The sequence below is a fragment of the Acinetobacter sp. AR_0276 genome, from assembly GCF_003000705.1.
In the GTDB taxonomy this organism is placed as follows: domain Bacteria; phylum Pseudomonadota; class Gammaproteobacteria; order Pseudomonadales; family Moraxellaceae; genus Acinetobacter; species Acinetobacter nosocomialis.
Window position 1 is genome coordinate 3,878,697 of sequence record NZ_PSQO01000004.1, and the last position, 22,110, is coordinate 3,900,806.

The following is a 22,110-nucleotide window of genomic DNA, read 5'->3' on the forward strand; positions in this document are numbered from 1 at the left end:
CCCTCACCCCATCCCCCTCAAAAACACCTCCAACCCCCTTTCATCAACTTCATCTGAGCTTAAACGCTGAATGACAGCGCCTTCGATCATATATAAAAATAGTTTGGCATCGGTAAAAGAAGCATCGGGGTTAAGTGCTCTAAGCTGGCTATATATTTCGTTGGTGAGCCATGTTCTATATCTCACGGCGGTTGTATAGGCGTTTGGGTAGTTATTTTTCGTTTCAAAAATGGCTTTAAATAATAGGTAATACAGCCCGTCTATGTCTGCGTGTAAGTTATAGAGCTTTTTGAGTTTATCGGCTGCGCTTGTGTCGTGGTCGTATTCGAGCATAGTGACTACTTTTTCTTGAAGTCGTTCTTTTTGCACCATCAGGCAGATTTCAATAAAGCGTTCTTTAGATTGAAAGTAGTTATAAAACGTCATTTTTGGTATTTCTGACTCTTTCACAAGTCTGTCGACACCCACGATATGAAACCCGTTGTAATGGAACAGCTCAATTGATTTATTGACGACTTTTAATGCACGTGTTGGGAGAACTAAATTTGGCATATTTTTACCGTTATAAATTAAATTTTTTGTTGTATATAAATGAGATATAAAAGCCTTCCACTTTTCTAAAGGTGAAAAAAAGGCGTAGCAAAGCCGTAAAGACTGTGCCTAGCACATCTCAAGTTTTAGTTGTTGATGAAAGTTTTAAGTAATAACGAGTTAAAGCCTGAAAAAGCCTTACGGCGACCAAGCTGTGTTAAATGTTTTAAGCTGTGTTGTTATAGCTTTTGGCAATGGGTGCCAAGAAATGATGGATGCGCAAAGCTAACTCCTTATATATGGAGTTCTGCCAAAGCATAAGATTTATGGTGGCAGAACGAAAGAGGGTTAGCAGACTAGTCACTCAACTAGCACACCCGTAGGTGTCCCTCTCCCGTCCTACCGCTACGGGAAAGAGACGAGAGGTACACATAGAACTATCCCTCAGAAGGAATAAATTCTGATGCGGAGTGAACGGTCTGCTAAAACCGTCTGGCGATGTAGGCCAGCCCGCAAATGGTAATCTCCAATATTTGAAGTGTCAATGTGAAATTGGCTAGAAAATATTTAAATAATTATTATTTTTCATTTAATTACATAATTAAGGATATTCTTAAGTAATATTTACAATCTGCTTTTATATCATTAAGTTAAATTTTAAAGTTGAAAAAATTTATATATTAGATTGGTTCAAAAATTATCATTTTAGTGTTCACAAGCGTTCCCTTGTGAACATTTAAATAGTTTCTTACTCGTTTGGCTTTATAATTTTGCTAACAATATGTTCATGCGTAGGTACAAGCCCTGCTTTTAAACCAAGTGGTTTAAACACTTTATCTAACACAGACTGAGTGAGTTTACCTTTATCCTGCTCAATGTCCGTTAAAGTCCGACGGCTTATACCCACCAAATTAGCATATTGTTCTTGCGACAAACCCAACACATTTTTGCGTAAATACGATAGCAATTGCCCCAAAGTAATCTCACTCAACAAATATTGTTTATATAAATCTATAAGAATCTGCTGACGGTCTTTGGTTTGATTTTTTACATTCATAGCAGTTCCCATCTTTTCAATTTAGCTTCTATGTAATCAAATGACAGCGCTGGCATTTCAATAATTTGTTTTGGTACACCTTTATCAACTAATCGTTGCTTTAAGCCAAGCAGGTTATTCGCCAAAGTCCTTAATGTTGCTAGAGATAAATCGGGATCGCACCAAGGAGCAAGTTTTTGTGTAATTTGCGCCCAACGGTATTCACCACCTTCCTCGTACGGACTTCCCCAAGTCGTCGACCTGGTCACAACTTCCGGATCGGCTTTCATAGGTGCAAAGTCATAAATAGGCGAAAGATAAATTTTTCCAGATTTTTTTAGAAATGATGTATTACGCCCATGGTTATCTGAGTTACCAAAAATGATATTGAGTAAATCTCGTTGTAACCACTCACAAATAAATTGTGGTACATCAAAATCTGAATCAATACTTGTGAGTAATCTACATAGATCTTCAATCACTTCAAAATGATTAAGATGACTGCCAGAAGACTTATTTAGTACCGAATACACAGACTCTAGACCATAGCGGTGCCAATATTGATCACACCATTCTGTATCGAATCTTGGAAGCCACAATGACGGATATTTTGTACCTTCAATGAGCTGCATTTGAGTCGTCTCTATCGTATTGAAACCTAACTCATTGAGTATTTGATAGTAATAATATTCAGCTCTGAGAATATCGCAATCAATCTCGCTACGTTTATTTCGCGGAAATTTAACTAAATAATGCTGATCTGGCTGATCAAATTTTTCTTGGTAGGTGTCAATCCAGACTTTTTGTTCTGGTGAAACACGAATAAGCAACTTGGGAGCTTCACCGCCTGCACCAGTTGCACCACCACTAATTGCTCCCATTTGTTGAGCATATTCCAGAAAATCAATATTACGCTCAGCCACATCTTCCTTACTAAAATAACGTAAGTGCAAGGTTGACTCTGGGTTTAGTGGAGGCAATGCTTCTTTAATTCGTAAATTACCAACAGGTGCCATCCCACCTTTTTCTAATAGAATACTTTCTTGTTCCGCATAGGTTAAGCGTTGTAAATCTAGATAATTCACCCAATAACGGCGTGCAGCGCCAGATGGAACAATATCATCTAAAAAGCCAAACCATGTGTCCGATTCGTGTTTGATAAGAATTTGTACAGGAAGTGATAAACTACAGGCGTGCTCATCTCGTCTGTCTAAATATTGAATTGCATAATCCAATTCATATTCTAGTTCACTGGCGCTAGCCGAACCCAACTTAGGTTTCAGCAGTTTTAGTTCTGCTATATCTATCCAGTTTTTATTTAGTAAAGCCTGTATTGTTAATTTTTTCATTCGTGTAAATGAGCAATTATTTTCTCAAAAATACTATAAAAATAAGTTTTTGTGAATATATTTGCTCAATTTGATTTATTTTAGATAAAAGTGAGCAAATTTTTGCGCATCTCATATTTATAGATAGCAATAATTTATTTATCCGTTTTCATATGTTGAATATTACATTGTGGAGATTCACCAAACAAACGAGAGTATTCACAACAAAGTAGCTTATTCAGTATAAAATTATGACTTAAACTACCCATCTCGCCCATTAGGCCGTGTCATATACTTAAAGTAATAAGAGCAAAAAATGACTCAAAATAAAGTTGAATTGGCAGAGAAATTATCAAAAGAATCGCATCGAGGTCAAAAGTATGGTCCTCATGATTACTTTGATTACCATATTAAAGGTGTGGTCAATTCATTAATCGAGCATCAATTTTCAGAAGTCTATATTATTACCGCTCTTCTCCACGATAGTGTTGAAGACACGCCTCTTACCCTAGAAAAAATCGAAAGCTTATTTGGAAAAGAAGTCCGTGATGCAGTAGATGCATTAACTAAACGTGAAGATGAAACACGCGAAGAATATTTAATTCGTTGTGGTTTGAACCCGATCGCTCGAGTCGTAAAACTTCATGATGCAGCTTTTAATGCGCATAATTCACATAAAGAAAATAATCAGTCACGTGTCGACTATTACCTTCAAACCATGTTAACTGTTTCAACGGCGCAAGATAGGTTGGAATAAAAGACAACGAAATGAATCCGTTGTCTTTTTTATTTTTAAGATTGTGCAAATGCCCAAATGTCTTTTGATGCAACCGTGTCAGATACAAGTCTAAAACTCATAGGCTCTAAATCTTCATCTACCACAACATAACCTTTCGAGTTATTTTTTAGCGCATCACACTTGTTATCGGTAAGTTGATAGTTTGCCGTATTGGCTAATGCACTTTCAGTGATCACACCCGTAAACACACAATTTGGATCTTTCGAGACAATTTTGCCTTGTGCATTCACCTCGGCATTTACCGTTGTTCCATCTGGAAACGATAAATCGTAGGTGCCGACCAATTGATTAAGCAAAAGTTTTTGATCAGCAATTTTTTCATAATGTGCCAATTCAACTGTCATCGCTTGATTAGACTGGTTGCTCTTCCAAGTCTTATTTTTGGCATCGTAGCTCATCACAATCTTGGCACGGTTTTCATCATCATCTAAAACCAATAATTTAGTTCCATCTGCGCCAGAATAGTATTTACCCGCCATAGGTAACTCTTCATCAGTTTCGGTACTAATAATATAAGTACCGACATCTAAGCTTGGTGCTAAGGCAGGTTTTTCAGTCGAGACTTGGTCATCATGATCATTGTCATTACAAGCCGCCAATCCAAACCCAAGGAGTAAAACCAATAAACAACGTTTCATGGTCTTTCTCCTTACTTATTAAATAAGCTTTTTAAACGGATTTTAAGCCATTCTTGACCTGCTGGTCGTTGGTCATAAGCAACTTGCATGGCAGTCACAGCAATTTTGCTTTGCATTACAGCACTTTCATCCGACATTTGAGCGGCAGTTGGTGCCGATGGTGCCGCGTCTATTCCTAAACCAAATTGGTTGTTGCCTTTACTATCTTTGGTCACTTGGAACTTTAATTTATATAAGTCATACGTCCCAATTTTTGAAAATGCAAACGGCGTACTGGTTGTTAAATTTTTAGGGAAATTCACATTGAGGGTAATGCCTTTTGGCAACAACTGGCCCTTGCCTGCCTTAGCTTGTAATTCTTTTAATAACACTACGGTTTGCTTTGCCACAATCGCAGAGTTAGGGTTATTTAAAGTTTTGTCATCTACCGTGTTGGTATCGGCACTTAATGCGATAGATGGAATGCCACGACCTGCTGAAAACTGTACATTGCCAATCGTGCCAGAGTGTACAACGACTTTTCCGACATTTTGGCCTTCATTTGGGCCAGATAAAACTAAGTCTGGTGCTTTACCCCAATGCTTTGGTGCAACCACGTCTAGTCCATAAACGGTTGCCATGACTGGCGTACCATGCGTGTAATTCCAGTCGCCATTGGTATAGCCCGCTTTGGTAAAGGTTCCAGCCGCAGGTGCGCCAATCGGTGCTGCACCATTGTGACAACCGTTTTCAGCCGTAATTTGCTTATCATTATCTGCGTTAATCGTTGTTGAACTGTACATGACAATTGCACCACCACGACCACTTTGTGGTGAACATGGTACAGACACAAGCACGTTATGACCATTTGCTTTTAATTCATCATAGAGTGCTTTGATATTGCTGGTTAGACCGTCATCATTAACCAATAAAATATTTAATGCAAAAGCTTGAGTCGTACACAAAGACAGAATAAGGCCGCCCAATAAACTTTTTTTCATCACTTAACTACCATGTTCTTAAATTTTGATTTGTATAGTAGTTGGGCTATATGTAGGTTTAGTGACTAAGCACTCGTAAAAATCCAAATATTTTTCCATTAAAAATTAAATAATTATATTATAAGTTATTGCTATATTTCTTTTTATCAACTAATTATCAGCCTCATTGTTCATGTTAAGAATGACAAAACCCACTTTCGTGGGCTTCATTAAAAGTATCACCTCAGGCTTTAAATTAAATACGCCCAACTTCTAAGTATGGAATTAGGTTTTTATCAAAATTTGGTCGTGGGTCGCCTTCAAAACTAATAAAGCCATGCATACCCGTTAAACGCTCACCTTTATAAAACTGGTTTAACTGATAACGCGGGTCTTTATGGGAAAGCGTAAAACTCACCACGCCAACACCCTGCTGTTTTGACTTGTTATAGGCATCTTCGAGCATTTTATGATGCAAAGCCAAATCTTCGGGATGGCACATAAGCGTATGCAGTACGTGGTATTGAATAGAGTCGCCAAGTTTAGGCAAACGCATGCCCTTAGTTATTGGCGTCAATAAGTTATAAACGGGTCTAAGCACAGCTATGGCCGAGCTGTAATTTAAAATTTTAGTTTGCTTAATACTATGCTGATCCCACAAGCCAAACATACCCACCAGTTTTTCACCCTTAAAGTAAAGTGAAAAGTCCGAAAGTTTCATCCCTGAAAAATACTGATGACCTTGGGCAAGCTCTTCAAAGTTATAGGCCGGAATAAAGTTATAGTGTTCTGCCATGTCGCGAATAAACTGGTTCATAGCTGGTACATGCTGAGCTTCGGCAACACAGCTACGGATCTCTTGAAGATGACTCTGTTTAGCAGTCTGCTTTAAAAAAGCCGTGACTTTTCTTTTTGCGCCAGTGCTCGTCAGGCTGAGTGTCTCTATAAGCCCTTCATCATAATAATCGGGCATTCCCGTTTTGCCCGTTTGTATAGCGGCGCGTGCGGCATGGTTATCATCAAAAATAATCATCTGGCTAAAGTTAGGTGCGTGCATGGTATCTTTCACATGCTTACCTAATACCTTCACCAGTGATTTACCCCGATAGCTATGATCTACCCGTAAATCGCCCGCGTAGCGTAAGTTTTGTATATTTCGGTCGACATAACAAGGACGATAGCCATTGCTATAACAAGCCACTTTCTTTTGGCTTTCGGTATCTTCAATTACTACATGCAGTTTATGCCGATAGACAATGTCGGACGCCTTAAAATAACTCGGTTCACGCTGAAAGCTAATTTGTATACCTTTGGTGGTCATGGGCACCGCAATTAACTCTCGCAAAGCCTCGTCATCTGCCGAAGTCGCTTCACGGGTAATGAGAGTGTTATTCGCAAGTGGTGTATTTGTTTTATTCATTATTCACCTGTTGTGCGGTATGCACAGGAACCAAACTGTTTAAACGTCCCATTTGGTCGAGTAGCTGATAGACAAACACTACTTCGTCTTGGTCATTTACGGTTTTTTGGGTTTGGGCATCGAGTAGTTTCTGCTCGGTGTTGAGCAAATCAAAAGTGGTTTTGGTGCCGACATCAAACTCTTTACGTGTGTAGACGAAAGCAATAGACGCTGCCTCTATAGCGTTTGCCAGTGCGTCTTTATTTTGTCGGATGGTTTGAAGCTGCGCATAGGTGGTACGGGTACGCTTATTTAAGTCCAGTTCAAGACTTCGTATTTTCTGCTGAGCCAAATCGATATCGGCCTGTGCTTTTTTAACATTGGCCCGATTTAAACCATCGTCATAGAGCGGTACATTAAGCTGCACCCCAACCATATAGTTATTACTTTCAGAACCAATATAACTCGCTTCATCTTGCTTTCCGGCACGGCTGGTCAGCATAACCGTTGGCCAAAGCTCCCGTTTAGTTAAGGCATATTGTTTCTCTGCGGCTTGCATTTCATATTTCGCGCGCATTAAAGCGGGATGGTTCTTGGTTTGCGCCAAAATCTCATCTAGTCCATTCGGTATAGCTGGTAATTGTTTTATTGCAACAAGGTTGTCTGGTGTTGTACCTGTCACTTGGTAAAACTGTGCTTCACTTACAGTCAGGTTAGACTGCGCCTGTGTAATATCGGCTTGGCCTTGGGCGACTTGCGCCAAAACCTGAGCCAAGTCTGCACGGGTAATCATACCAACATCAAAACGGCGCTTTGACTCATATAAAGACCGTTGCAGGTTCGCCATGGTCTTTTGTCTAAGTTCTAAAATGGCTTTCTTTTTTAATACGTCGGTATAGACCATCACGGTATTTAAAATGGTTTCCGACCGTTGATCTGACAAGCCTTGGTGTTGGGCAGAAAGCTGACTTTCGGCAATATCTACACCCAAGCGATGCCGCCCAGAGGTATAAATCGGATAATCTGCCTGTAACTGCAAACTTCGTCCTTTACGGTTTCCTTCAGTTGGAAACATGACTTTTGGCGGTGTATCTATTCTTTCATAGTCAAGTTGCCCGACTAAATTGACTTTGAGTCCATCACGCTGTTTGGCCTGCTCAAGCATAGCGGTAGACTGGTTTACACTTAAACGGCTGACTTCAAGCTGGCTTTCATGTCTTAAACTGGCAGACAACGCCTCGTCTAAAGTCATGGCATGTGTATTGGACACAACCAACACGCCTAAATACAAGGCGTGTCGAAGTGTTAAAAAACGAGTATTAAAGTGCTTCATCCCTTTCATAGTTGTTCCAAACTATTGAGGGTGACTTTCTTAAGTGGCTCAGGCTTGATATTGCCTTCGATAATGCCATCAAACATGACCAGTTTTTTATAAGCATTCCAACCATTATTGGCTTGGCGAATTTGCGGCTCATCAAGCTGTCCCAAGTTTCGCGCAAGTTCATAATGGAAGTTTTGACGCAAAATACTGTCGATATATTCATTGTTAATGCTGTGATGAATTTCACCTTCAAAAAGCACGCAATAAAATGGTTTAACCTGTTGCTCCGTATCAATCGCCAGTAAGGAAATCGCTTTTGACTCGGTTTCGTTTAACTGAGACAACAACTGTTGAGCGGTTTCAGGTGCTAACTTTTCACCGACCAGATCTACACCAAAACGGCGGCCTTGGAACTCAAAACACGGGATTTGCTCTATAAAGCCAGTAACTCGTAAACAGTCATCCAGACAGTAACGCAGTAAGCCATTCCCCGAAGTAATCAGTGGGCTGACCACATCACCTTGTTTAAGTTGCCATGAAGGAACAATTTGGCCTTGTTTCTCACCTTCTAAATATTCAAATTCATAGAAGTGGCTTTGGTATGCGAGTGGGTATTGGTCGTTATAGGGAATGGTGACTACACCTTCCGTCGCCCATAATCCTTTGCCTTCAAACTGAACACTGGGCAATTTCTCTTTTAATTTTTCGGCCCAAGCTTTTGAACCTGCGGTATCCCAACTCGAAACCAGACTTAACTTTGGCCAGAGCTTTTTAAAATCGATCTGTGCGCCGTTTGAACTTGCAATTAAGGCTTGAGCACTTTCAGGGCTATGCGGTGCGGTCACTTCTTTTAATGAATCCTGACGATTGCCCCATTTACCACTTTGCAAAACTTCAATGACTTCTTTTTGCAGTGACTCCAAACGCTCAAGTAATTGCAGCGCAAAAGTCGGACTCCACACCGAAATCATGGCTAAGTTGCGGTTTGCGACCAAATAGCAAATGGTGGCAAACAGTGCATCGTCTGCATTGGCTGCAAAGGCAACGTTACTTGGAACCGCTTGGGTAAACTTGGACAATATACGTTTACCCACACCGAGTAATGCACTGTCATCATTTAGATTTTTATCTTTTAAAACTTCACGCTGACTTTCTGGCAACCATGACACCGACCAGTAGTGTGTACCCGAACTCAGCTGTGGGCATTTACGGTATAAACTTGCCATCCACGGTGCAATCGCATGGTCAAGTTCATCTAAAAACAGCTTGGTGTATGGAATAAACTTGATTTGCTCACTCGAACCACTGGTCGGCTGAAAACGAACCAATTTACTGCTTGAGAGTGAAAGCTTGTGTTCACGGTAACGCTGAATGTCTTCTCGCCAAGCGCTATAGCGAGTGGCAGGAAATGCTTTTACAAACTGCTCATAATTTTGAACCTTCTTATCTTTGGCAAAGGTCGAGGTCTGTAATATCGAATGCAAAATTTGACGTTGTGTGGTCTCTAGGGCATTAAACTGCTTTTGGAAATTACGGTCAGATGCATCACACCATTTTTTTAAAATAAGATGCGAGCCGAGAGTCAGCCATTCATTAGATTTCATTGGATAGCCTCTCTACGTTTTGTTTTATGAGTTACACGGGCTTCAAACTTTCCTTTACTGGTCGGCTTAGTCATCAGCTTTACGGGGAAACGGGCAATATCTTTCCAGCCAAGACGACCAATACACGGCAGTTCTGTACCGGCTTTCCAAGTTGGATTTTTCTGTTCAAAGAAATGAATATTTGGGTTCTTTTCTCTCATTTCGGCAGTAATCGGTGCGACTTCGCCTTTTAGTGGCTGATAGTCATCACCAAAGTTAAGCAAGCCTGCTTCACGGTCATAATATTCACCAAAGAATTTTTCACAGTAGTGCTCAACCACTTCCGAAAGATGTTGGTTTTCATCTTTAATGTTTGGGTAATACACATAGTAATTATTGGCTAGTAAGAGATAGGTCTTATAGCCTTTAGAAATAAGGAGCCAATAAAGTTCGTTAAAAGGATATTTGATTCGGAGCTTAATCATGAGTTTAAGCATAGTGCTTTGTAAACTACGCGTGCCCCAGAACTTCTTCAAAATAACCGTATCACCGCTAAAGAGTACGGTGTAGTCTTTACCGTTTAAATAAAAGTGCTGCACAACAACCGTCGAGAAACCGACTATTTCGTCTGTTTCAGAGTCAAAAATTAAAATCGCACCGCTTTTATTTTCAAAATCATCTACAAAAATAGAAAATCTGGTATTTTCATAATACTGTTCGTAAATGGAATACATCACTTTTAGTCGATCAGTATCAATTTGCTCTTTTTCAAAATATTGCCCATAAGTTGCATTTTTCAGGTTCAATTTTGAAATCAGTTTATATGTTGTATTAATCATAATACTTTAATCTCCCACATTCAGATCTGTGAGTTCCAATCGCTTATACGGCGATATTAGAAACTCGTATAAATGTTCTTTTTCTATGAAGGGATACGTTTTGATATGCCCTATTGTTTTTCATTCTTTAAAAGCTGCCCTCTACTGCTAAAACCTTACATATTCATTTTCTTCCCCCTATCCATAAAGATGGTTAAAAAAGCGGTCACAAACATGATGATTGCGAGCATGCGTAATAAATCGTTGAAACTCGAAGTTAATGCTTGAAAGTGAATGTCACGGTAAATCACACTTAGCGCGATTTGCTGAGCATTTGCGCCGACTTCCTGATATTGCGCCGTGAGTTGGTCGAGTCGTTCTGTAAATATCCAGTTTTGCGGTGTCATCGCCTGATTAATCTGGGTGACGTGCATGGCTGTTAGCCAGTCTAAGGATGAGTTGATAAGTGCCAGTCCAACCGCGCCGCCAATATTGCGCATGAGGTTATAAATACCGCTGGCATCGGCTACTTTACTGAGTGGCAAGGTGCTCATAGCCAAATGTGACACCACAATCAGGCAAATCATAAGACCAATACCACGGTAAATTTGCGGCCAAAACATGAAGTCATAATCGCTATGAATGCTGAGGTGCGAATTGAGCCATACACCAAAACCAGCCAGAACCATTCCAACAAATACGGTTTTGCGGGTATCGAAGTTAGGAATAAGCCACGCAAGAAACGGTGCAAAGCAGAACATGACAATGCCTGTCACCATCATGATGTGACCAATCTGGCTACTATTCATTTCACGGACTTGCCCAAGAAACACAGGAATCATGTAACCCAAGCCATACAGCGCCATGCCAATCACAAACGTTGTAATAGCACTCAAAGTAAAGTTTTTATTTTTAAATACCGATAAATCGAGCAAAGGCTTAGGCTGGGTAAAACTTCTAGAGAAGAAAATCATGCCGCCTACAACGCAGATCATAAAAGCAATACGAACGCCCGTGTCTGCAAGCCAGTCATGTCGTGCGCCTTCATCGAGGAAATATTCAAGCCCACCCAAAAACATTGCCATACCGACCAGACTGAGCCAGTCCATGCTTTTGATGAGTGAATAATTGGCACGGTCAATATTTGGGCCTGAGTAAATGACCGTAGCAATGATAATGCCTGGAATAATATTGATCAGGAACATCCAGTGCCATGAGAAGTTATTGGTGAGCCAACCGCCAATGGTTGGACCAATCGCTGGACCTAAAGTACTGATCATGCCAAACATGACCAAAGGCAATGAGCGTTTTGCTTCTGGAAAGAGTAAATACAACGCCGTCATGGAAGTCGGAATCATGCCGCCACCCATAAAGCCTTGAATGCCACGGAACACCAGTAAACTTTCCAAGTTCCATGACAAAGCACAAAGTAAAGAACTCACCGTAAACCCAATTGCACACATGGTGTAATACACCCGTGTTGAAAGCACTCGCGAGACAATACTCGACATTGGAATTGCAATAATTTCGGCAATTAAATAAACCGTTTGTACCCAAGTGACTTCATAACGACTTGCACTCATACCAGCTTGAACTTCGTTTAGAGAACTCGCCACAATCTGAATATCAAGAATCGCCATGAAGTTGCCAAAAATCATGGCAGCAAAAATTGCCCATGCAGTTTTTGCAGGAAACCTCCACTCGGCTTCAACATGCTTATTCATTTTTTTATTACCTAAAATTTTTTTATTAAGTTCTTAGGTCAACGGTGGCACTCACCGACATTCCAGGTTTAATCAAATCAATATGTGGGCTTGAATCTATGGCAATACGTACAGGAATACGCTGTACAACCTTGTTAAAGTTACCCGTTGCATTGTCTGGTGGCATGAGTGAAAAAGTTGCGCCTGAAGCTGGTGAAAAGCTCTCAATTTTTCCGGTATAGGTGAGGCTCGGATAGGCATCAAGTTTTAACTTCACTTTTTGACCGATATGCATTTTTTCAATTTGGGTTTCTTTGAAGTTCGCTTGTACATACAAACTATTTTCAGGAATGATCGCCATTAAGCGGGTTTGTGGAGAAACGCGTGAACCTTTTTGAATTGCAAGGCTACCGATCTTACCCGAAACAGGACTGATCACTTTTGAAGAAGCTAAATCAACCTGATACAAGTTTAAATTTGCATTGGCACTTTGAATATCTGCTAAAAGCTGCGCTCGGCTCGCTTGTAAGCTCCCCAACTGAGCTTCTGCTGCATTTACGGCGGCTTGTGCTTTGCTGAGCTGTGCTTGAGCTGTTAAATATTGAGACTGGATCCCTTCAAAATTTTGTCGGGTAATCACGCCATCTTTTAATAAGTCTTGATAACGCTCGAACTCTTTTTTCAAACGAGATAGGTCGGCTTGTGCTGCCACTACACCACTATTTGCTTCGGTAATTGAAGACTTGGCAGACTTTTCATTTTGTTGTTGTACGCCCAGTGCGGCTTCTTTTAAGCTGACCACAGAACGGGCTTGGTCATAACGAGCTTGATAGTCACGATGGTCTAATACCGCTAAAGTTTCCCCTTTTTTTACCACCTGATTATCGTTAATTAATAACTCCATCACTTCGCCTGAAATTTTTGGCATGACCCAAGTCACATCGGCTTGCACATAAGCATTATCAGTAGATTGATAGAATCGGTATACCAAAAAATAATATACGATACCGGCAACTAAAAATAACAGCAGGACACTAAAAACACCCCAAGTTATTTTCTTTCGACTTTGGAAATTAGTATCAGTTTCTAGCTGAGCTACGTTATCCATATTCATTCCGCTTATTTGTAATATTCGATTTTTTATTTAAGCCAATAAAATTATTGGTTTCTTTTTTACGTAACTTTTCACTTGGTTTTATTCAATGAATCGTGACAGCGTAAAATTTGGTGCAAATTATGGTTCTGAAGTTAATTAAATATCATTGACTTCTTTGCCATATATTTTTTCTATTTATGTCAATAAAGCATATTATATAAACTATGTTTAAAAATTATGTAATTCGAACTAGTGTAGATTTCTCGTAATTAATCCATCTAAAAATTCAATACAAGCTATTGTTAATAAACAATTTAATTTTTATTTAAGCTTCAATAAAACTCCTTTAATAAAAGCAATATATTGCAGAAATATTAAGAATAAATTTTATTATGTAATATTTAAGTATTATTAATTAAAATAATATGTAATTTAAAAATGAGTTAACAATAAAAATTGTTATACTTATAAAAATAGAATATATATGATTTATAAATATTATATTTTATAAAATTAACAACAACAAACTGACAAAATATTAAATCTAACAAGCAATGATTGCTTAATAAATAAGCCATTATAACAAGTAAAATGGCTTATAATTTTTTGGATAAAAAACAGTCTTAAAATAAATTTAGACCTATTATTAAAAGACAAACAAAGCTTTAAAAATAGTGATTTAAGCGGTTTTGTCTATTGATTTAAAACCTTAAAAATTTCTTCTAAAGTTATTCCAATCGCAAGCAATTCACTATCTTGATGAGCTAAGCCATCTATTTCAAATCCGATTGGCAGTTTTGATTTCGCGCCCTTTCCAATAGGTAAACTCAGGCCCGGTATTCCAATATTACTGCCGGGGTCTGTATTTCGCATGAGTGTCTGGAAAGTTTCAATTGAATAGACGTCTTCGTTTGCTAGTGGTGCAACAATCGGTGATGTCGGAAATAATAAAGCATGTAAGTTATGCGCTTTAAATGTGTTTTGGTAGAGTTCAATCAATTGTGGACGAGCTTCACTGATGGCTTTTTCATAGAAAGTAAATAATTCTTGATCATCAATAACAGCTCTAGCCATGTTTAGGGTTTACGTTAATAACAAAAAATAATTTTAGTTTTAAATTTTGTCAAAATAAACAGAAATAAAATATTTTATCTCACTAGCAGTTTTACTAAAAATTAAAAAAAATCTTGCACCTTAAAACTTCAGGTGAAATTAAATCTAAAGCCCCCTAATTGAGAAGTTAAAGAACCCACCATAAGGAGGGTTCACAATATAAACTAATGTTAATCTGCTTAGCTAGGCTAGCTATTACCACATGAGACTATACAAAAATTTACTTCTACATATTCAGAGAGAATAGTATTTGATTCATTTTTTAGAATAATATGACATGAGCCCGTTTTTATATTTGAAGCTCTAACTGAATATAAATCAGAATTACCACTCGGCATACTTCTCACATTTACAATCACCACATCATCCTGATAAATGAAATTGTTTTCCAACACGAATGCAACAGAAGAATTAGCTCCCAACGCACTTGCGGCCATGCGAACGCAACCGGATGGAAAGTTACAAGTTACCGACCTGTCTTTGAAACTATACTGCAGAATATAAGATCCTGCTCCTCCACCATAACCAATCTTACCTTTTCTTGAAAGAAAATTACCTGATAAGTCTAGTTCCACCATACCAGCTGAATTAACAAGATATAACCGTCCATTTTCTTTGTTTTGTATCATTAGGTCTGATTCAGTGACATAGATCAATCCACCATTATTTCTATCTTCTGAACCAGTAGAATCAGATGTGAGTTGTAACATCGGCAGACTCTTATCATGAATATGTAGAGTACTTTTAGGTTTATCCACTCCTATACCAAGACGAGTTTTAGAATCTTCGCTACCTACTACCACTACATCAATCGTTCCTGAAATATATCTAGCTTCAGAATTCATAGATTGCGATGTACCATTAACACGATCAATAACTACTTGGTTTCCTCCGTTTTCTTCAAACCAAGAATTCATTATAATAATCGGAGAAAATAAAGTACTTGGGATATCAAAGTCCATAAATAACCCAAAGCCTTTATTGAATTGAAATGTACAGTGATTAAATAACCACTGTCCCGTTCCATGGGTTTTATCATAATAAGCTGCACCCGCAATAGCATTCTCACTAAAATTACAGCTATAGTACATATCACAACCCGAATGCATGATTGCAAGTGAGTTAGGGATAGCTACTTGGTTACTTGATGCATAAACACCGTATTTGCAGTTTTCAAAATTACAATTGTAGTATTTATTACCGATGTTTCCATTTACTTTTCGAATACCGTGCATAAAACCACTAAACCACACGTTATTCATAACCACTCGGCCAACACCATAATAATCATTAACTGCAGGTAGCACACCATAACTGAAACCAACTCCTGTGAAATTCGATGATTTTAAAGCTAGATTAGATACAGAATCGTTAGACCAACTTAAAGAAGATATATTGATGTTAGTTAAAATAGGCTTATTAATGTCGTAAGGTTTTAATATAGACTCTTTCCCAGAACCAGTGATATTGAATGATTTTTTAAGATTCACATTGCATAGGAACACACCTCTAGGTACATATAGATCAGTAACTGCATCTACAGCTTTTTGGAATGCATCTGTATCATTATTAGTGTTATCTCCAATTGCCCCAAACATAAAGACATTAGGTGTTTAGTCCCAGATTTTAATGGTGCAATATTCTCAGATAAATGGAAGGAAGCACTATGGGACAAGTTCTACACAGCAGCGCCACAACGACACAGGCAGTGCGTCGAGCAATACAAAATAGTCAAGAGAGCTTAAGAACGCTAGCCAAGCGTTACGGCATCAATCAAAAGACCGTCGCAAAATGGAAGAAACGTACTTCAGTAGATGATCTTACAACCGGCCCAAAGAATCCTCGCTCAAGCGTGTTATCGCCTGAAGATGAGGCGGCAATTGTTGCTTTTCGAAAACGCACTTTGTTGCCGCTAGACGATTGCCTTTATGCATTGCAGCCGAGTATTCCTTATCTGACACGCTCGTCGTTACACCGCTGCTTACAGCGGCATGGTATTTCACGACTGCCTGAGGTACAAGGTGATCGCCCTGTCAGGAAGCGCTTCAAGAGCTACCCCATTGGTTACTTTCATATCGACATCGCTGAGATGCAAACAGCACAGGGTAAGCTTTATCTCTTCGTTGCCATTGATCGCACTTCCAAGTTTGCGTTCACTGAATTGCATACTAAAGCCAGTAAGATGGCAGCCGCGGAGTTCATGCGCAATCTGGTTAAGGCTGTGCCCTATAGAATCCATACGGTGCTAACAGATAACGGCATCCAGTTCACGAACCGCACCTGTGATCGCTACGCCTCTGAGCACATCTTTGATCGGGTTTGTACTGAATGTGGCATTGAACATCGTCTTACCAAGGTTAAGCATCCATGGACCAATGGACAGGTCGAGAGGATGAACCGAACGATTAAAGAAGCTACTGTCAAACGGTTCCATTACGACGATCACACTCAGCTATGCATTCACCTTGCTGATTTTATTGCTGCATACAACTTCGGCCGCAGACTCAAAACACTCAGGGGCCTGACTCCCTACGAATTCATCTGCAAACAGTGGACAGATGAACCTGAACTTTTTAAAATTGATCCGATCCATCAAATGCCGGGACTAAACAATTAGGTACACAATCAAACTCCCGTACCCAGCCATTAATTGTTAATCCATAATCATTTATGGCTTTTTTTCCAGATGCATAAATAAACTTACCACCACCTTTGTTTAATCCTTGATAATAAGACTTCACATATACGGTCTGTCCTTCTTCTGGACTTTGAATAGCCGTTAGTTCTGCAATACTTTCTACTGTTGTAACTGTACTCATAACCTTATCCACATATAAAATTTTAGAGCGCAAAAAACCAATACAAATATATGTTTTATTTTGATAAATTGATTATTTACTTATTATTAATATATGTTTTAAATAATTCAAAAGCAATGCAACTTACAGCACAAGCGACATTAATTGTCGCATATACAAATTAACCTCATAAAATTAATTAAAAATAAAAAGCCCATCTATTATTGATGAGCTTTAATACCTGTAAATCGCTTAGACTTCAACTACTATAATGCAAAAATAATATTACTCTATACAGGATCAAGTTTTGTATACAATTTATCACGTTTTTAATTGGTTAAAATTCATTAGATTTAAGAATTGATTATGTCGTTCCCAAGCTGTCTTGTATTGTTTTTGCCACCCTTACTATTTAAATGGCTTATGCCCTTAGAAGATGCCAATTCCAGCAAAGCCCCGTAAACTGTTACTTTCTCGCCATTTTTATAAACTAGAATAGTAGTATCTTCCAATTGCTCTATCAAATAATCACTATATTCAACTTAACGTTTCAACTGATCCTTTGAAGTGTTAATAATTTCATAGTTAAAGTTGGCTGCAATTTCTATTAACTGATAAATATTACCTTTTCCCCATTGGTTGGAAACAACATATATATCTCCATTACTCATCTGTAAATGATGTTCCTTCTCAATAAAATAGCGGTCATATCTTTGTTCATCCAGTTGGTTAATTTTAACCAGCAATCTATCCAGATTCGGATATTCATTAAACTCTGCTCTAAGATCTTCGATATTCTTATTATCGATTTCATCAAACCGGCATTTAATAATTTCCAGAGCCAGGTAACGTTTATTCAGAGTTTTACCATTGAAGATGAAGCTTGAGTAATCCCTTGCATTCGTAAGCTTGGCTTCTCGTCTTTCTTCTGATTTTTTCTGTGCCTTAATCTGATAATCCTTTGCTTCCGGTAAAGGGATGATTTGTTGAATATCAACCAGAATCTGAGAATTGTGAGTATATAATCTATATTTAAAGGGGCTTTTATTCCGGAATTAATCTATCCGCCACCTACAGTATTAGCTTTTAAAAAATTTCTATGAAAATTATAAATCAGCTCTCATATTTATTAAGTTTATTCAAAAAAATTAAAAATTTGAATTATCGCCGTCCTTAAGGGTTAATACAAAACTTAAGCCTCAGCCCCTAAATACCAATTTTTCCAAGAACTGGTTCCTCTCGTTTCAAGTGGTACCGTTGGAATCAGTTTTTCTTTTAGCACTTCGGTTTGCTTAACAGCTTTAGCAAGTCTTGCTTTAACGGAATGAATACATTCACGGTCACCAAATTCGCAGCGGTCTAAAGTTGTACCGCCACAAGGCCCGTTGGCTAAACCTTTTGGACATGTTTCAGGGCAAATATATAAGGTGTCACTTAAACGGCACTGACCACAGCTTTCACAGCCCACTAGGCTATGTTTACTCAGCACTTCTGTTTTAAGTAAGAGTTTAGCGATCAAAGCGTTTTCCCAAAAAAATGCTTTGAAAATAAAACGTCCAAATCCTTTGGCAATTTTTGATCCAAACATTGCTTCATGCATAACATGTAGCTGACGATATTTAATTAATTGTTTAGATGTTGGCTGACGTGAAAAACGAGCAATTTCAGGCGAAAACTCTTTACCTGTAGTGACTTGCCAAAGTGAATTCCAAAGCTCTTCTAAAACGTTAAGCTCCAGATGTCTGTATTGCTCAATGTAGCTTTCAAGCAACATTTGTTCTTCTGGCTTATGGCACGCAGATAAGTGGATTCCTGCAAACCCTAAATGTTTACATATTAAAATTTGTAAAGCGCAGCGCAAATAAACTCGGTCTGTATGCCCTGCCTGTTTTTCATCTGCCAAGACTTTTAGCATGTGTGGAGTAATTACAATACCTGCAACTTTATGCTTTACCATGAAGTTGGCACGACCTAAAGTCAGTGGCATGACACAAGCCAGTATTTGCTGTGAATAATTGTTCTTGGTTAAAAATGATTTGGCTTTCTTTAAGGCTTCAATGTCATAGCCCAATTGGGTAATGATAAAGTCAGCGCCTGCTTTAATTTTCTTATGTAGTTTTAAATACTGTGCATCACGCTCAGCTTCAACATATTTAAATGGGTTAAAAGCCACCCCAATACGAAACCCGCCATGTTGCTTGGCAGCCATTACGGCGTTTACTGACTCTAAGTAACGACTACGAGGCTGTCCATCTCGACCATTATGGTGTTCTTTAAGTTTATCGCCTGTAAGCAATAACAAGTTTTGAATATTGGCTGCTTGAGCTTGTTCTAAAAATTGTTCAAAGTCTTGTATGTCTCGGGCCTTACCTGAAAAGTGTAAAACTTTCTCTATTGAGTCAGGGTAGCTTTTGCTGGCTTCAAGCGGCGCAATATCATGATCTGAATGTACGCGATCAGCCAATGTTATTGCAGCCGGATATCCTGCAAACTCAAGTCTTACAGGATAAATTTCATGTAGTGAAGTGAGGTACTCCACCAACACAAAAAACTGGTTTTGCTGGAAGCAGGGAGAAACGTGTGACATAGGCAAAGCGCTTATCAAAACATGACATCAATCATAAGCGCGGCATTATAAATCAAAGCGCATCAAGATGCTCTAGTCAGAAAGCTCATTGTTTTGCTTATCTTCACCCTCTTTATTTCGAGGTAATTCGAGTGAGCGAGGAAATATAAAATCGAAAGAATCAAGTGCATAGCGGTAAAGCTGAGCTGGTCGTTTGCCTACAATTTTACTGTGGTTGGTTTCTTCAACTGCGCCTGCTTCTATCATACGGCGTCTAAATGCTTTTTTATCTAAGGATTGCCCAAGAATAATTTCATAAATAGTCTGTAGCTCGGTCAGTGTAAATAACTCGGGCATGAGACTCGCTGGCAAAGCGGTATAGCGGGTTTTATTGGTTAAACGCTCTAAAGCTAATCTGAGCAATTCATTATGATCAAACGCCAATGCTAAATCTTGTGCTTTTGCTACAGGCACCCATTCGCTGTACTCAGCTAAGGCTTGATGTTGATAAGCATTAAAATCAATTAAAGCAAAATACAAAATCGTCACTGCCCAACCACGCGGGTCACGTTTGGCATTGCCCACAGAGGCAACTTGTTCCAAGTAAGGTGAAGCAATCCCTGTTTTTTCGACCAGCTTACGATATGCGGTGGCCATCAAATCTTGATCGTGCTTTAAATCGGCAAAACCACCCGGTAAAGCCCATTGGTCTTTAGCTGGAAAGTTGGGCCGCTTAATGAGTAATACCCGTAACTGACCATTAAATACCGAGAAAATAGCCATATCTACAGTGAGTAAAGGTGCGTCATAATCTCGGCGATCATAACTGGCAAGGAATTCTTGTTCAGTTTGAATAGTCACGTTCAGTCTCTCAATGAAAATGATGAGCCGATACACATGCAACGGCTCATCTAAACTCAGTTATGCGATGGATAAACGCTCACGTATTTGATCCAAAGTACACTCATATTGAAGTTTACCATTTTCAAAGACAGTTTTTAGTGCTCCACCTTGTTCTTGTTCGGCTGTTTGCTCATCAAACAAGGTAAAACCATTTTCACTTTCTTCAATGCGTAACAGACCTTTCGCAGATTTTTTTACACCTGAGTCAGTAATTGGGTCTTTAAATAGTTCTCGGCCTACACCATTCACTTGTCCCCAAGTTGCTTTCACAGCAAACCCAAAGGTATCGCGAGTTAAGTAGTTATAGGTAAAACTGCCTATACCAAACACCAAGTTGTTTGAAGCGAAACCTTTGGCTTCAAGCCCTTCTAAAATACGCTGTGCACGGTCTAGGGTAATTGAGTCACCATAAATTAAACCAACACGTTCATTGAGTACTTTATAGCCTTGATCAGTTGTTGTACCGCCAAACACTTCCCATAAACATTCAACTGCGCCTTTATAAGCTGGGCTGCCACTTTCCGCGTCTGGATCACCACAAATAATTTTAACTGGGTCACCAGAGTCTGGACGGAAAACCAATTTAGCCAAACCTAAAGCATTGGGTTGTCGCGCCAGAATTTCAGATTTTAAAGCCACCGTAAATTCTGTAATGACTCGCCAAAAGTCCCAAGTATCAGACACAATACTGACAACACCCGACGGATAAAGCTCGCAAATTAAACGTTTAAATGTGTCTAGCTCACTGTTTTCTGTACCCATACACATCACACTGTGTTCGGTCGCTGGTACAGAAACCCCAATCACACCTGTGGCATTGTAATATTCTTCTGCGTAGTCAATTGAAGCAACCGAGTCTGTTCCAATAAAACTGGTTAAGTGCCCCACACCCGATTGTGCCGCATCATAAACTCCACTCATGCCACGGCTACTAAAATCGTGTCCTTGCACAGGTACAAAATCGAGTGGTGCGCCAGTTTTTACGGCATATTGCGTTAATAAACGTTTGTACTCGTAGGCAATCGTTGCTGTAGTGCAGCTTTTCCAAAGTTCAGCACTTAATACAGTTTCAATATAGTTGGTTAGCCAAAAGAAACGCGGGTCTGTATTAATGACGGTAAGCACAGGTACACGCATATTGACGCGGCTACCTTCCGGCAAAGCTTTAATCCGTAAAGGTAAATAGCCCAAGTCATGTAATGCTTCAATGTGATCGACTGGTACAGCACCTTCACCTAGTGAACTATCCATACGGCGTTTATAAGCAGCCACGACTTTGTCTTTAGGTTGTTTGAAAAAGCCTTCATTCCATGTATCCATTAAAAAGTGTTTAATAAAACCTTGAAGCCCAAAGAACACAACTTTATCGTCAAAGTCAGGCAACATTTTTGCGAGTCGAGATGACCGTGGCGTAAAGTTTGCGTAAACGTACTCTGTACCTGCCGGATACTGACGTCTGTGATCAGCTTTATAAAAATCGATAGCGTTTAATGGATTAAGTTTAATAGTCATCTTTATT

Annotated in this window: 18 protein-coding genes and 1 pseudogene; 2 read left to right on the plus strand and 17 right to left on the minus strand. The window is 39.0% G+C overall.

Annotated elements, in window-relative coordinates; all coding sequences use genetic code 11:
- Nucleotides 1-3 precede the first annotated feature (3 nt).
- The 3 genes from CSB87_RS19535 to CSB87_RS19545 form a co-directional block, all read right to left on the minus strand.
- A complete protein-coding gene (locus CSB87_RS19535) occupies nucleotides 4-552 on the minus strand; it encodes a TetR/AcrR family transcriptional regulator (RefSeq protein ID WP_004887179.1) in 549 nt (182 codons plus the stop codon).
- Between the two features lie 727 nt (nucleotides 553-1,279).
- Nucleotides 1,280-1,588 (minus strand): helix-turn-helix domain-containing protein, encoded by a 309-nt coding sequence (locus CSB87_RS19540; RefSeq protein WP_004887177.1) that lies wholly within the window; start codon nucleotides 1,586-1,588, stop codon nucleotides 1,280-1,282.
- A complete protein-coding gene (locus tag CSB87_RS19545; protein ID WP_004887176.1) occupies nucleotides 1,585-2,916 on the minus strand; it encodes a type II toxin-antitoxin system HipA family toxin in 1,332 nt (443 codons plus the stop codon). The genes CSB87_RS19540 and CSB87_RS19545 overlap by 4 nt, the downstream gene beginning before the upstream one ends.
- Nucleotides 2,917-3,211: 295 nt before the next feature.
- Between CSB87_RS19545 and CSB87_RS19550 the strand changes: the two genes are divergently transcribed.
- Nucleotides 3,212-3,652: an HD domain-containing protein gene (locus CSB87_RS19550; protein ID WP_004887174.1), complete on the plus strand. Its 441-nt coding sequence runs from the start codon at nucleotides 3,212-3,214 to the stop codon at nucleotides 3,650-3,652.
- Between the two features lie 35 nt (nucleotides 3,653-3,687).
- Here the strand turns inward: CSB87_RS19550 and CSB87_RS19555 are convergent, their stop codons facing one another.
- The 10 genes and pseudogenes from CSB87_RS19555 to CSB87_RS19600 all read right to left on the minus strand — a co-directional run bounded on the left by CSB87_RS19555 (nucleotide 3,688) and on the right by CSB87_RS19600 (nucleotide 15,922).
- On the minus strand, nucleotides 3,688-4,332 hold the full coding sequence (locus CSB87_RS19555; RefSeq protein ID WP_004887171.1) for a hypothetical protein: 645 nt from the start codon (nucleotides 4,330-4,332) through the stop codon (nucleotides 3,688-3,690).
- Between the two features lie 11 nt (nucleotides 4,333-4,343).
- Nucleotides 4,344-5,315: a 5'/3'-nucleotidase SurE gene (gene surE / locus CSB87_RS19560; protein WP_079377104.1), complete on the minus strand. Its 972-nt coding sequence runs from the start codon at nucleotides 5,313-5,315 to the stop codon at nucleotides 4,344-4,346.
- Nucleotides 5,316-5,547: 232 nt separating this feature from the next.
- On the minus strand, nucleotides 5,548-6,711 hold the full coding sequence (locus CSB87_RS19565; RefSeq protein ID WP_004887169.1) for a hypothetical protein: 1,164 nt from the start codon (nucleotides 6,709-6,711) through the stop codon (nucleotides 5,548-5,550).
- Nucleotides 6,704-8,032, minus strand: coding sequence for a TolC family protein (locus CSB87_RS19570; protein ID WP_004887167.1), 1,329 nt, complete (start codon nucleotides 8,030-8,032; stop codon nucleotides 6,704-6,706). The genes CSB87_RS19565 and CSB87_RS19570 overlap by 8 nt, the downstream gene beginning before the upstream one ends.
- Nucleotides 8,029-9,615: a GH3 family domain-containing protein gene (locus CSB87_RS19575; protein ID WP_004887165.1), complete on the minus strand. Its 1,587-nt coding sequence runs from the start codon at nucleotides 9,613-9,615 to the stop codon at nucleotides 8,029-8,031. The genes CSB87_RS19570 and CSB87_RS19575 overlap by 4 nt, the downstream gene beginning before the upstream one ends.
- The gene (locus CSB87_RS19580) at nucleotides 9,612-10,400 is read right to left on the minus strand and encodes a hypothetical protein (protein ID WP_170318192.1); all 789 of its coding nucleotides are present in this window, start codon (nucleotides 10,398-10,400) and stop codon (nucleotides 9,612-9,614) included. The genes CSB87_RS19575 and CSB87_RS19580 overlap by 4 nt, the downstream gene beginning before the upstream one ends.
- A gap of 188 nt (nucleotides 10,401-10,588) precedes the next feature.
- Complete coding sequence (locus tag CSB87_RS19585; protein WP_004887163.1) at nucleotides 10,589-12,136, minus strand: DHA2 family efflux MFS transporter permease subunit; 1,548 nt, start codon at nucleotides 12,134-12,136, stop codon at nucleotides 10,589-10,591.
- Between the two features lie 25 nt (nucleotides 12,137-12,161).
- Nucleotides 12,162-13,223: an HlyD family secretion protein gene (locus CSB87_RS19590; protein ID WP_004887160.1), complete on the minus strand. Its 1,062-nt coding sequence runs from the start codon at nucleotides 13,221-13,223 to the stop codon at nucleotides 12,162-12,164.
- 681 nt (nucleotides 13,224-13,904) lie between these two features.
- A pseudogene (locus tag CSB87_RS19595) lies at nucleotides 13,905-14,246 on the minus strand (amidase family protein); the annotation flags it as partial.
- Between the two features lie 266 nt (nucleotides 14,247-14,512).
- Nucleotides 14,513-15,922: a glycoside hydrolase family 55 protein gene (locus tag CSB87_RS19600; RefSeq protein WP_228133835.1), complete on the minus strand. Its 1,410-nt coding sequence runs from the start codon at nucleotides 15,920-15,922 to the stop codon at nucleotides 14,513-14,515.
- Nucleotides 15,923-15,990: 68 nt separating this feature from the next.
- Between CSB87_RS19600 and CSB87_RS19605 the strand changes: the two genes are divergently transcribed.
- Nucleotides 15,991-16,941 carry an IS481 family transposase gene (locus tag CSB87_RS19605; protein WP_031952559.1) on the plus strand — a complete coding sequence of 317 codons (951 nt, stop codon included), beginning with the start codon at nucleotides 15,991-15,993 and terminating at the stop codon, nucleotides 16,939-16,941.
- Here the strand turns inward: CSB87_RS19605 and CSB87_RS19610 are convergent.
- The 4 genes from CSB87_RS19610 to CSB87_RS19630 all read right to left on the minus strand — a co-directional run bounded on the left by CSB87_RS19610 (nucleotide 16,898) and on the right by CSB87_RS19630 (nucleotide 22,103).
- Entirely contained in the window at nucleotides 16,898-17,143 is a 246-nt protein-coding gene (locus CSB87_RS19610) for a hypothetical protein (RefSeq protein WP_031952561.1), read from the minus strand. The genes CSB87_RS19605 and CSB87_RS19610 overlap by 44 nt on opposite strands.
- Before the next feature lie 1,171 nt (nucleotides 17,144-18,314).
- Nucleotides 18,315-19,709, minus strand: a complete 1,395-nt coding sequence (locus CSB87_RS19620) for a methylenetetrahydrofolate reductase C-terminal domain-containing protein (RefSeq protein WP_004887155.1) — start codon at nucleotides 19,707-19,709, stop codon at nucleotides 18,315-18,317.
- Between the two features lie 72 nt (nucleotides 19,710-19,781).
- On the minus strand, nucleotides 19,782-20,549 hold the full coding sequence (locus tag CSB87_RS19625; protein WP_004887153.1) for an NUDIX domain-containing protein: 768 nt from the start codon (nucleotides 20,547-20,549) through the stop codon (nucleotides 19,782-19,784).
- A gap of 60 nt (nucleotides 20,550-20,609) precedes the next feature.
- On the minus strand, nucleotides 20,610-22,103 hold the full coding sequence (locus CSB87_RS19630) for a nicotinate phosphoribosyltransferase (protein ID WP_004887151.1): 1,494 nt from the start codon (nucleotides 22,101-22,103) through the stop codon (nucleotides 20,610-20,612).
- Between the last annotated feature and the right edge of the window lie 7 nt (nucleotides 22,104-22,110).